The organism is Streptomyces sp. LS1784, assembly GCF_020103755.1.
Lineage (GTDB): Bacteria > Actinomycetota > Actinomycetes > Streptomycetales > Streptomycetaceae > Kitasatospora.
The window spans coordinates 1-11,832 of record NZ_JAHSQD010000243.1 but is presented as its reverse complement, the minus strand read 5'-3'; the positions used below and the strand labels follow the sequence as shown (position 1 = coordinate 11,832).

9 protein-coding genes are annotated in these 11,832 nt (G+C 72.0%); 3 read left to right on the top strand and 6 right to left on the bottom strand.

The annotated features are described in order from the left end of the window. The 3 genes from KS423_RS25120 to KS423_RS25110 all read right to left on the bottom strand — a co-directional run. On the bottom strand, positions 1–186 hold a 186-nt coding region (locus tag KS423_RS25120; protein ID WP_224282032.1), incomplete at its 3' end, for a hypothetical protein. 83 nt (positions 187–269) lie between these two features. Next, the gene (locus KS423_RS25115; protein WP_224282031.1) at positions 270–1,229 is read right to left on the bottom strand and encodes a tRNA (adenine-N1)-methyltransferase; all 960 of its coding nucleotides are present in this window, start codon (positions 1,227–1,229) and stop codon (positions 270–272) included. Between the two features lie 46 nt (positions 1,230–1,275). After that, positions 1,276–2,493, bottom strand: a complete 1,218-nt coding sequence (locus tag KS423_RS25110) for a site-2 protease family protein (RefSeq protein WP_374120029.1) — start codon at positions 2,491–2,493, stop codon at positions 1,276–1,278. A gap of 161 nt (positions 2,494–2,654) precedes the next feature. On the opposite strand from KS423_RS25110, the gene KS423_RS25105 reads away from it, so the two are divergent. Together KS423_RS25105 and KS423_RS25100 are read left to right on the top strand one after the other, a co-directional pair. Then, positions 2,655–3,554 carry a RecB family exonuclease gene (locus tag KS423_RS25105; protein ID WP_224282027.1) on the top strand — a complete coding sequence of 300 codons (900 nt, stop codon included), beginning with the start codon at positions 2,655–2,657 and terminating at the stop codon, positions 3,552–3,554. Then, positions 3,555–4,226 carry a response regulator transcription factor gene (locus tag KS423_RS25100; RefSeq protein ID WP_188299078.1) on the top strand — a complete coding sequence of 224 codons (672 nt, stop codon included), beginning with the start codon at positions 3,555–3,557 and terminating at the stop codon, positions 4,224–4,226. Positions 4,227–4,326: 100 nt separating this feature from the next. Here the strand turns inward: KS423_RS25100 and KS423_RS25095 are convergent, their stop codons facing one another. From KS423_RS25095 to metH, 3 genes are all read right to left on the bottom strand, one after another. Next, positions 4,327–5,931: an ABC transporter substrate-binding protein gene (locus KS423_RS25095; protein WP_224282025.1), complete on the bottom strand. Its 1,605-nt coding sequence runs from the start codon at positions 5,929–5,931 to the stop codon at positions 4,327–4,329. 222 nt (positions 5,932–6,153) lie between these two features. Continuing rightward, a complete protein-coding gene (locus tag KS423_RS25090; RefSeq protein ID WP_224282023.1) occupies positions 6,154–6,858 on the bottom strand; it encodes an HAD family phosphatase in 705 nt (234 codons plus the stop codon). 139 nt (positions 6,859–6,997) lie between these two features. Next, complete coding sequence (metH, locus tag KS423_RS25085; RefSeq protein ID WP_224282022.1) at positions 6,998–10,510, bottom strand: methionine synthase; 3,513 nt, start codon at positions 10,508–10,510, stop codon at positions 6,998–7,000. 143 nt (positions 10,511–10,653) lie between these two features. Between metH and KS423_RS25080 the strand changes: the two genes are divergently transcribed. Then, positions 10,654–11,748: a glycoside hydrolase family 18 protein gene (locus KS423_RS25080; RefSeq protein ID WP_224282021.1), complete on the top strand. Its 1,095-nt coding sequence runs from the start codon at positions 10,654–10,656 to the stop codon at positions 11,746–11,748. Positions 11,749–11,832 lie beyond the last annotated feature (84 nt).

The window sequence follows — 11,832 nt, the reverse complement described above, 5'->3', positions numbered from 1 at the left end:
GAGCGCGGCCCCCACCACCGCGCCGCAGCCGGCCAGGGCGACGGCCCAGTGCCAGGGGGCGGTGCGCGCGTGCCCGGGCCCGGAGCGGCCCCGCGGTGTCTGCTGTCCAGCCGTCGCCGTCGTCCCGACCGCGGTCTCCACCAGGCGTCCCCTCCAGAGCTCCAGAAGCCAAGGCGTGTCGAGCATCGTCCCACACCGTGACCGGCGGGATGCGAAAGGGGTGGTACGAGCGATGTGCTCGTACCACCCCTTCTCGGTGGGTTCGGGGCTCAGCCCAGGTCGGGCTGCTCCGCCTCCGCGTCGCGGGCGGCCTTGCGGGCGGCGGCACGCTCCTGGAGGGTGGGCTCGGGCGCCCCGTTGTCGTAGTCCTCGCCGTACGCACCCTTGGCCGGGCGGCGGCGGCGCAGCGGCGGCTCCACGCCGTCCGCCAGGCGGCGGGCGGTGAGCAGGAAGCCGGTGTGGCCGATCATCCGGTGGTCCGGGCGGACGGCCAGGCCCTCCAGGTGCCAGGTGCGGACCATGGTCTCCCAGGCCTGCGGCTCGGTGAAGGTGCCGTGGTCGCGCAGCGCCTCGACGGTCTTGGACATCTGCGTGGTGGTGGCCACGTAGCAGCAGATGAGGCCGCCGGGGACGAGCGCCTTGGAGGCGACGTCCAGACACTCCCAGGGGGCCAGCATGTCGAGGATGACGCGGTCGACGTCGGTCTCGACCAGGTTGTCCTGGAGGTCGCCGACGGTGAGCTTCCACGCCGGGTGCGGGCCCCCGAAGTAGCGCTCGACGTTCCCCTGGGCGATGTCGGCGAAGTCCTGCCGGCGCTCGTAGGAGGCCAGCATGCCGTGCTCGCCGACGGCGCGCAGCAGGTACATGCTGAGCGCGCCCGATCCGACGCCGGCCTCGATCACGCGGGCGCCGGCGAAGATGTCGGCCATGGCCAGGATCTGCCCCGCGTCCTTGGGGTAGATCACGGCGGCACCGCGAGGCATGGACAGGACGTAGTCGGGGAGCAGGGGGCGCAGCGCGAGGTACGGAACGTTCCCCGTGGTGCGCACGACCGTGCCCTCGGGAGCGCCGATCAGCTCGTCGTGCGGGAACGCACCCTTGTGGGTGTGGAACTGGTTCCCGGCCTGGAGCGTGAACGTGTAGTGGCGACCCTTGGGGTCGGTCAGCTGGACCTGGTCCCCGACCTGGAAGGGCCCGCGTCGGCGGGCGGCACCGGTCGGTTCGGACATGCGGCCAATCCTAAGGGAAGCGGAGCGGCTCGCAGGACGCGGGTGATCAGCGGCCGGTGACGGCGGCGGTCAGCCGCTGCTCGATGTCGCTGAGCGAGGCGACGCCGTACACCCGGCCGTCCGGCTCGACCACCAGGTACTCCCCCGCCGGGGTGGCCTGGACGGCCCGCAGCAGGTCCTCGCCGCCGAGGTCGGCGCTCAGCCGCAGCCCGGGCTCCAGGTCACGGGCGAGCGGGCCGACGGCCACCCAGGGGCGGCGGTGCTCGGGCACCGACCGGACCGCGGACTCGCGCACGAGGGCGATCGGCTCGCCCCGGCCGTCCACCACGATCACCGCGCCGGCCTGGGCCTCGCGGGCGCGGCGCAGCGCCTCGCCGAGCGGGGTGTCGGCGGTGACCTCGACGGCCCGCCGGGCCAGCTCGCGCAGCAGCAGACCGGGCAGCGCCTCCTTGAGCCGGGCGTTGCGCAGGCTGCCGGTGGCCCCGTTCCAGATGATCGCGGCGAGCACCGCGGCCAGCACCGCGTCCACCAGGGTGTCGGTGGTGGTGCGCTCGACCCCGCGGGCGGCGCTCAGCAGCGGCAGGCCGATCAGCACGGCGACGGCCAGCCCGCGGCCGACCCAGGCGGCGGCCACCGTGCCGGTCATCGGCTTGCCGCTGATCGCCCAGACGACCGCGCGCAGCATCCGGCCGCCGTCCAGCGGCAGGCCCGGCAGCAGGTTGAAGGCGGCGACCACCAGGTTGGAGACCATCAGGCCGGTGAGCAGCACTCCGGGCACGGTGGACAGCTCCACCGCCCGCACCGCGAGGTAGAACACGCCGCCGAGCAGCAGCGAGAGCAGCGGGCCGACGAAGGCCAGCCAGAACTCCCGCCAGGGGCTCTCCGCCTCGTTCTCGATCTCCGAGACGCCGCCGAAGAACTGGAGCTGGATCCGCCGTACCCCGAGCTTGTAGCGCAGCGCGACCAGGGTGTGGGCGAGCTCGTGCACCAGGACGGAGGCGTAGAAGGCGACCGCGAAGGAGAACGCGACCAGGTAGCGGGCGCCGCCGAGGTCGGGCAGCACCTCGCCCAGCTGTCCGCCGAACACCCAGGTGATCAGCACGGCGATGACGAACCAGGAGGGGGTGACGTAGACGGGCACCCCGAAGGGCCGGCCCATCAGGAGGCCGCCGCGGTGCTCGGGCGGCGGCCCGGCCGGACGCCCGCCGCCGTCCTGCGGTGGCTGGTCGGAGGGTTGCTGCCCCCTGCTGTCGCTCACCGTGATCCCTTCGGTCGTCTCCCCCGTCGTGCCCCGGTGTGCCCACGCTACGTGATCGCGGCCCTCCGGCGCTGCGCGGCCCTCCTTCTGGCTTCATACCCGCTCACCCGCCGTCGTGGAAGCACCGTGGCAGCGGGATGACAGCAAAGGGCAATAGGGTCATAGCCATGCAGCACACCGAGACCAGCAGTGCCACCGGACGCCCGGCGGCACCCCCGACCGGGCTCTCCCCGTCCCGAGCGGGGGACTTCCTCACCTGTCCCCTGCTGTACCGGCTGCGGGTGATCGACCGGCTGCCCGAGCCGCCGAGCTCGGCGGCGACCCGGGGCACGCTGGTCCACGCGGTGCTGGAGCGGCTGTTCGACAGCCCGGCGGCCGAGCGGACGCCGGAGCGGGCGCTGGGCCTGCTGCGCCCGCAGTGGGAGCGGCTGCTGGGCGAGCGCCCGGAGCTGGGCTCGCTGTTCCCGGACGACCCGGACGGCGCGGCGCTCACCCGCTGGCTGGCGGACGCCGAGAAGCTGGTCGGCCAGTGGTTCCGGCTGGAGGACCCGACCCGGCTGCACCCGGTGGAGCGGGAGCTCTACGTGGAGACGGCCCTGGAGTCGGGGCTGCTGCTGCGCGGCTACATCGACCGGGTGGACGTCGCCCCGACCGGCGAGGTCCGGCTGGTGGACTACAAGACCGGCCGGGCGCCCTCGCGGGACTTCGAGGGCAAGGCGATGTTCCAGATGAAGTTCTACGCTTTGGTGGTGTGGCGCTGGAAGGGCGTGATCCCCAAGCGCCTCCAGCTGGTCTACCTCGGCGGCGGCGGGGACGTGGTCAGTTACGACCCGGACCAGGCGGACCTGCTCGCGGTGGAGCGCAAGCTCCAGGCGCTGTGGGAGCGGATCAGCCAGGCGGTGGCCACCGGGGACTTCCCGGCCACCCGCAACCGTCTCTGCGACTGGTGCGACCACCAGGCCAGCTGCCCGGAGTTCGGCGGCACTCCGCCGCCGTACCCGCTGCCGCTGGCCCGTACGTCGGATGAGAGCGATCCCACGGGGGATCCGATGAGCAAGGAGTCCTAGGTGACGATCCGAGTGCTGCTGGTCGACGACCAGCCGCTGCTGCGCACCGGTTTCCGGATGATCCTGGAAGCCGAGTCCGACCTCGTGGTGGTCGGCGAGGCCGGCGACGGCCAGCAGGCGCTGGACCAGGTGCGGGCGCTGCAGCCCGACGTGGTGCTGATGGACATCCGGATGCCCAGGATGGACGGCGTCGAGGCGACCCGCCGGATCGCCGGCCCCGGGCGGGACGGTCCGGCCAAGGTGCTGGTACTGACCACCTTCGACCTGGACGAGTACGTCGTGGAGGCGCTGCGCGCGGGCGCCAGCGGCTTCCTGCTGAAGGACGTCCCGGCCGAGGAGCTGGTGCAGGCGATCCGGGTGGTCGCGGACGGCGCGGCGATGCTGGCGCCGAGCATCACCCGCCGGCTGCTGGACATGTACGCCACCAAGCTGCCCTCGGGCGACGAGGCGCCGCCGCAGGCGCTGAGCGCGCTGACCGAACGCGAGCTGGAGGTGCTCAAGCTGGTGGCGCGCGGGCTGTCGAACGCGGAGATCGCGGCCGAGCTGTTCGTCAGCGAGACCACCGTGAAGACCCACGTGGGCCACGTGCTGACCAAGCTCCAGCTGCGCGACCGGGTGCAGGCCGCGGTGTACGCCTACGAGAGCGGGCTGGTGCGCCCGGGCGCCCTGTAGGCGGCCTCGGCGGCCCGGCGGGGCCGCGGAAACGTCACGGCGGCCCGTCCGCTTCCCCCGTACCGACGGGGGAAGCGGACGGGCCGCCGTCCTGCGGGCGCTACTTGTTGGTCCGGCCGATCTCCCAGAAGCGGAAGTAGCCGGTGGTGTCGACGGTGGCCTCGACGCCGGTGACGTACGAGCGCGACGCGTAGAAGGACTTGTTCTGGTACAGCGGGATCATCGGCACGTTCTCGGCCTCGATCTGCTGGATCTGCGCGTAGGTGGCGGCCGCGGCGCTGCGGTCGGTCTGCTTGAGTCCCTCCGGCACCAGTCGCTGGCTGATCCGCGGGTCGTCCCAACCGTGGTGGTAGGCACCGCCGTTGACCAGCAGCGGGGCGAGGTAGTTGTCCGGGTCCGGGTAGTCGGCGAACCAGCCGATGACGTACGCCTGGTACTTGCCCTCGGTCCAGCCCTTGCGGTACGAGTCCCAGTCCGACTCCTGGGCGAGCGTCACCTGGAAGAGGCCGCCGGTCTCCAGCTGCTTCTTCAGCGTCTCGGCCTCGTTGCTGCCGGCCCGCGAACGGGACCAGGTGAGGGTGAACTTGACCGGGGTCTGGATCTTGGCGTCGGTCAGGATCTTCTTCGCCTTGGCCACGTCCTGGTCGCCGTAGCGGTCGAAGAAGGCCGTGGTGTGGCCGGGCAGGCCGGCCGGGACCAGGGAGTAGAGCGCCTGGACGGTACGGGCGAAGACGTCGCGGGCCAGCGCCTTGCGGTCCATCATCTGGGCGGCGGCCTGGCGGACGGCGACGTTGCTCATCAGCGCGTCCTTGGTGTTGAACACCAGCGTGCGGGTGTCGTTGCTGTCGCCCTCGGCCACCTGGAGGTCGGTCTTGCCGCCCTGCTGGTCGGAGCGGACCTGGGCGGCGGTGTTCGGCTCCAGGCTGTTGTCGGTGAGGTCGACCTCGCTCTTGTCCAGCGCGGCCTTCAGGTCCTCGGCCTTGTCGAAGTACCGCACGGTGAACTTGTTGTTCCGCAGCTTGGCCTCGCCGCTGTACTTGTCGTTGGCCGACATCACGACCTTGCCCAGCTGCTTGCCACCGCTCGGGGTCTCGACCGAGTCGAAGCGGTACGGGCCGGAGCCGACCAGCTTGTCGTTGGGGAGCGCCTTGTCGGCGGGGTAGACCTGGTGGTCCACGATGGCGCCGGCCGGGCTCGCCAGCTTGGCCGGCAGGGTGGCGTCGGGCGCGGAGAGGTGGAAGAGCACCTCGTTGTCGCCCTTGGCCTCGACGGACTTGATCGAGTCGAGCAGTTCGACCGGGCCGTTCGGGTCGTTGATCTTCTTGGTGCGCTCGATCGAGTAGACGACGTCCTGGGCGGTCAGCGGGTGGCCGTTGGAGAACTTCAGCCCGGACTTCAGGGTGCAGTGGTACTCGGTGGCCTCGCTGCCGGTGAACTCGCACGACTGCGCGGCGTCCGGGGACGGCGCGCTGGCGGCGGCCTGGAAGGTGAGCAGCGACTGGTAGGTGTTGCGCAGCACCAGCCAGGACCCGGAGTCGTAGGCGACCGCCGGGTCCAGAGCACTGGTCAGCTGACTGGTGCCCATGGTGATCGACTTGCCGCCGTCTCCCTTGACCACGTCGGTCACCGATCCGCAGCCCGCCGCCGACACGGCGACCAGGCCGGCGCAACCGAGTACTGCCAGGCGTTCAGCTGAAGTCTTCACGAGGCGCGTCCTTCTGGGTGGCACGAACTCGGAGTAGCGTGCCATATCGAACACGCACGACCGGTACCCACGCAGATGACGTTTGGGACACGGTAGTTCAGGGCACCACGGCACGCCCGACGAGTTGTCAGTCAATGCCCGTTTTCTCCCCCGGCGACTCCGGCTCGGAGCCCCTCCAGGCCGATTACCGGCGAGTAGGGCCGGGTCGCAATGAGATGACAATCACACTCGCGAAGCGACCAGGGAGCGCAACAGGTCGAGGTCGACCTGTTCCAGCGAGGGCAGCACCAGCCGTCCCGGAGCCGGCTCGATCGCCGCCACCGAAGGCACCGCGACCACCGGGCAGCCGGCCGCCTCGCCCGCCCGCACCCCGGTCGGGGTGTCCTCGATCACCACGCAGCGGGCCGGCTCCGCACCCAGCCGCCGGGCCGCCTCCAGGTACGGGTCCGGGAACGGCTTGGTACGCGGCACCTCGTCCCCGCCGATGGTGAAGGCGAAGTGGTGGGCCCCCAGCGAGCGCAGCACGATGTCGATCACGTGCCGGTGCGAGGCGGACACCATGGCCGCCGGGATGCCGTGCGCGGCAAGGGTGTTGAGCAGCCGCTCGGCGCCCGGCATGAGCGGCACGCCACCGGCCAGCAGGTCGACGAAGCGCTGGTTGACCAGCACGCCGAGGTCGGCCGGCGCGATGTCCGCCCCGGTCCGGGCGACCAGGTAGTCCATCACCCTGCTCATCGGGCCGCCGACCACGTGGGCGCGGTCCGCCTCGTCCAGCTCGTGGCCCAGCTCGGCGAAGAGCGAGGCCTCGGCCTGCCACCAGAAGTCCTCGGTGTCCACCAGCGTCCCGTCCATGTCGAGCAGCACCGCCTGGAGCCCGCGGTCGTCCCCGTGGTCGAGGATGCGCGTGGCGGTGGAGCTGGTCGTCATGGCAGGGGTCCTTCCGGCAGGCCCCGGGCGACCCGGGGAAGGCGCGGGCCGACCCGCTGGTGAGCGGACCGGCCCGTTCAGGATCATCCAGGATACGCCCGCTTCGTCCGAAAAGAGCGAACGGAGGGCGAACCACGCGTTACCGCGCGTTGAAGTACTTCGCCTCCGGGTGGTGGATCACGATCGCGTCCGTCGACTGCTCCGGGTGGAGCTGGAACTCCTCGGAGAGCACCACGCCGATCCGCTCCGGCTTCAGCAGCTCGGCGATCTTGGCCCGGTCCTCCAGCTCGGGGCAGGCCCCGTAGCCGAGCGAGAAGCGGGCGCCGCGGTACTTGAGCGCGAACATGTCCTTGACGTCCTGCGGGTCCTCGCCGGAGAAGCCCAGCTCGTAGCGGACCCGCGCGTGCCAGAACTCGGCCAGCGCCTCGGCCAGCTGCACCGAGAGGCCGTGCAGCTCCAGGTAGTCCCGGTAGGAGTTGCCGGCGAACAGCTCGTTGGCCGCCTCCGAGATCCGGTTGCCCATGGTCACCACCTGGAGGCCCACGACGTCCCGCACCCCGGACTCCTCCGGGCGGAAGAAGTCGGCCAGGCAGAGCCGGCGCCCGCGCCGCTGGCGCGGGAAGGTGAAGCGGGTGCGCTCGGTGCCGTCCTCGTGGAAGACGACCAGGTCGTCGCCCTTGGAGTTGGCCGGGTAGTAGCCGTAGACGACGGCCGCCTCCAGCCAGCCCTCGGTCTGCAGGCGGTCCAGCCAGGCCCGCAGCCGCGGCCGGCCCTCGGTCTCCACCAGCTCCTCGTACGACGGGCCCTCGCCGGTGCGGGCGGCCTTCAGGCCCCACTGCCCCTTGAACAGCGCGTCCTCGTCCAGCCAGGAGGCGTAGTCCGCGAACGGGATGCCCTTGACGATCCGGTCACCCCAGAACGGCGGGGTGGGCACGGTGTTGTCGACGGCGACGTCGGAGCGGATCTGGCCGAGGTTGACCTCGGGCTCCGGCTCCTCCACCTCGACCCGAGCGTGCCGGCGCTGCTTGAGCTCCGGCAGGGTCGCGCCGGGCACGCCGCGCTTGACCGCGATCAGCGTGTCCATCAGCCGCAGGCCCTCGAAGGCGTCCCGGGCGTAACGGACCTCGCCCTCGTAGATCTCGTGCAGGTCCTGCTCGACGTAGGCCCGGGTGAGCGCGGCGCCGCCGAGGATCACCGGGTAGCTGGAGGCCAGCTTGCGCTGGTTCAGCTCCTCCAGGTTCTCCTTCATGATCACGGTGGACTTCACCAGCAGGCCGGACATCCCGATCACGTCCGCGTTGTACTCCTGCGCGGCGTCCAGGATCGCCGAGACCGGCTGCTTGATGCCCAGGTTGACCACGTTGTAGCCGTTGTTGGACAGGATGATGTCGACCAGGTTCTTGCCGATGTCGTGGACGTCGCCCTTGACGGTGGCCAGCACGATGGTGCCCTTGCCCTCGCTGTCGGACTTCTCCATGTGCGGCTCCAGGTGGGCCACCGCGGTCTTCATCACCTCGGCGGACTGGAGCACGAACGGCAGCTGCATCTGACCGGAGCCGAAGAGCTCGCCGACCACCTTCATGCCGGCCAGCAGGGTGTCGTTGATGATCTCCAGCGCCGGGCGCCCGGTCATCGCCTCGTCCAGGTCGGCCTCCAGGCCGTTCCGCTCGCCGTCGATGATCCGGCGCTGCAGCCGCTCCTCCAGCGGGAGCGCGGCCAGCTCCTCGGCCTTGGAGGCCTTGGCCGACGCGACGGAGACGTTGGCGAACAGCTCCAGCAGGCGCTGCAGCGGGTCGTAGCCGTCCCGGCGGCGGTCGTGGACCAGGTCGAGGGCGGCCTCGCGCTGCTCCTCGGGGATGCGGGAGATCGGCAGGATCTTGGAGGCGTGCACGATCGCCGAGTCCAGGCCGGCCTCCACGCACTCGTGCAGGAAGACCGAGTTGAGCACCACCCGGGCGGCCGGGTTGAGGCCGAAGGAGATGTTGGACAGGCCGAGGGTGGTCTGCACCTTGGGGTGGCGCCGCTTGAGCTCGCGGATCGCCTCGATGGTCTCGATGCCGTCCCGGCGGGACTCCTCCTGGCCGGTGGCCAGGGTGAAGGTGAGGCAGTCGACCAGGATCGAGCCCTCGTCGATGCCGTAGTCGGCGGTGAGTTCGGCGATCAGCCGCTCGGCGATCTCGACCTTCTTGTCGGCGGTGCGGGCCTGGCCCTGCTCGTCGATGGTCAGCGCGATCAGGCCGGCGCCGTGCTCGCGGGCCAGCGAGGCGATCCTGCCGAAGCGCGAGTCGGGGGCGTTGCCGTCCTCGTAGTTGACCGAGTTGAGCACCGCGCGGCCGCCGAGCGCCTCCAGGCCGGCCTGCAGCACCGGCGGCTCGGTGGAGTCCAGCACGATCGGCAGGGTGGAGGCGGTGGCCAGCCGGCCGGCGATCTCCTTCATGTCGGCGACGCCGTCGCGGCCGACGTAGTCCACGCAGAGGTCCAGCAGGTGGGAGCCGTCCCGGATCTGGTCGCGGGCGATCTCCACGCAGGCCTGCCAGTCGCCGGCCAGCATCGACTCACGGAACTTCTTCGAGCCGTTGGCGTTGGTGCGCTCGCCGATCGCCAGGTACGAGGTGTCCTGGCGGAACGGCACCGCCTGGTACAGCGAGGCCGCCGAGGGCTCGGGCCGCGGGTCGCGCGGGGCGATCGGGCGGCCCTGGACCCGCTCGACCACCTGGCGCAGGTGCTCGGGGGTGGTGCCGCAGCAGCCGCCGACCAGCGAGAGGCCGTACTCGCGGGTGAACACGTCGTGGGCGTCGGCCAGTTCGGCCGGGGAGAGCGGGTAGTGGGCGCCGTCCTTGCCGAGCACCGGCAGGCCCGCGTTCGGCATGCAGGACAGGCCGATCCGGGCGTTCTTGGCCAGGTAGCGCAGGTGCTCGCTCATCTCGGCCGGGCCGGTGGCGCAGTTGAGGCCGATGTAGTCCACGCCCAGCGGCTCCAGCGCGGCGAGCGCGGCGCCGATCTCCGAGCCGAGCAGCATGGTGCCGGTGGTCTCCACCGTCACCTGCACCAGCACCGGCAGGTCCAGCCCGGCCTCGGCCAGGGCCCGCTTGGAGCCCAGGATGGCGGCCTTGGTCTGCAGCAGGTCCTGGCTGGTCTCGACCAGCAGCGCGTCGGCGCCGCCGGCGATCAGGCCGGCCGCGTTCTGCTGGAAGCCGTCGCGCAGCGTCGCGTACGGGGCGTGGCCGAGGGTCGGCAGCTTGGTGCCGGGGCCGATCGAGCCGAGCACCCAGCGGGTGCGGCCGTCGGCGGCGGCGTGGGCGTCGGCCGCCTCGCGGGCGATCCGGGCGCCGGACTCGGACAGCTCGAAGATCCGGTCGGAGATCTCGTACTCGCCGAGCGCGCTGAAGTTGGCGCCGAAGGTGTTGGTCTCCACGCAGTCCACGCCCACCCCGAAGTAGGCCTCGTGGACGGACCGGACGATGTCCGGGCGGGTGATGTTGAGGACCTCGTTGCAGCCTTCGAGGTCCTGGAAGTCCTCCAGCGTCGGATCCTGCGCCTGGAGCATGGTGCCCATGGCACCGTCGGCGACCACCACCCGGGTGGCGAGCGCTTCACGCAGCGCGTTCGCGCGGCTCTGCTGAGTGATGGACGGGGTGGCTGCTGTGGCCATGGGGCTTCTCCCTGGTGCGACGGCTGTCGGCTTTGCGGACCCGCTTGCTCGGGCACGCACGCGGCCAGGGTATCCGGCCGACGGCTCGGCCCGCCGTTCCATTCCGTATCCTGGGCGCTCGACCGCAAGGGGGGAGCAAGCGCATGGCCCGGTTCCGGACCTCTGCGCAGTGGGCCGGTCGGGCCTTGACGGCCCCGTTCCGGGCGCTGCGCAACCGCTGGCGGGCCTGGTCCCGGTGGCGCCGGGCACTGCTCGTCCTGGCACTGGTGGTGGCCGTGCCGGCCACCGCGCTGGGCTCGGTGTTCGTGATGTTCCGGCTGCACTACACCGGCGAGCCCGCCGCCGAGGCGCGCACCCGGGGCCGGGACGCCCTGTGGCTCGGCCACGCCTGGGTGGACGGCCGCAAGACCGAGGCCGACGTGGCCGCACTGGTCCAGCAGCTGGCCGGCACCGGCATCCGGGACCTGTACGTGCACACCGGCCCGCTGGAGCACGACGGCTCGCTGCCGCCCGCCGTCCACCCCCGGGGGCGCTGGTTCACCGACACCGTGCACCGGGCGCTGCCGGGCGTGCGGCTGCAGAGCTGGCTGGGTGACGAGGTCAAGCCGGAGAAGGACGCCCTGGACCTGGAGGACGGCCCCACCCGGGACCGCGTCACCGCCTCCGCCCGGCAGGTGCTCGACCTCGGCTTCGACGGCGTGCACTTCGACATGGAGCCGATCCGCCCCGGTTCGGCGGGTTGGCTGGCCCTGCTCGACCAGGTTCGCCCGGTCACCGCGGCGCGCGGCGCCAAGCTCTCGGTGGCCGCCCCGCAGATCGACCCGGTCCCGGGCCTGCACACGGCCGGCATCCTGCTCACCGACCACGGCAAGTGGTGGGACCAGGCGTACTTCACCGAGACCGCCCGCCGGGTCGACCAGATCGCGGTGATGAGCTACGACACCTCGATGCCCACCGAGCCGCTGTACGGCGGCTACGTCGCCCGGCAGACCGAACTCGCCCTGCGGGCCACCCCGGCCGACGTGGACCTGCTGATGGGCCTGCCCTTCTACTGGGACGACAAGTGGGGCCACTGGGGCGACGCCGAGACCGTCCGGGCCGCCGTCCGCGGCGTCCGGCTGGGCCTGGGCCGGGAGGACCGGCAGCGGGCGAACTTCGGCGTCGCACTGTACGTGGACTTCGCCTCGCTGCCCGAGCACTGGGCGGCCTACCGGAGCGGCTGGGTGGCCGCACAGTAGGGACCAGCCGGCCGTCCGGCGGCCGGGGGCGCCGAGGCGGGGCACCCGGTCGCGCCCTCGCCGGCCCCGGCCGGTCCACCGCCC

Excerpts from the sequence above, each read along its gene's own strand:
- KS423_RS25115 (WP_224282031.1), bottom strand. The coding sequence starts at position 1,229 with ATGTCCGAACCGACCGGTGCCGCCCGCCGACGCGGGCCCTTCCAGGTC.
- KS423_RS25105 (WP_224282027.1), top strand. The coding sequence starts at position 2,655 with ATGCAGCACACCGAGACCAGCAGTGCCACCGGACGCCCGGCGGCACCC.
- KS423_RS25090 (WP_224282023.1), bottom strand. The coding sequence starts at position 6,858 with ATGACGACCAGCTCCACCGCCACGCGCATCCTCGACCACGGGGACGAC.
- metH (WP_224282022.1), bottom strand. The coding sequence starts at position 10,510 with ATGGCCACAGCAGCCACCCCGTCCATCACTCAGCAGAGCCGCGCGAAC.
- KS423_RS25080 (WP_224282021.1), top strand. The coding sequence starts at position 10,654 with ATGGCCCGGTTCCGGACCTCTGCGCAGTGGGCCGGTCGGGCCTTGACG.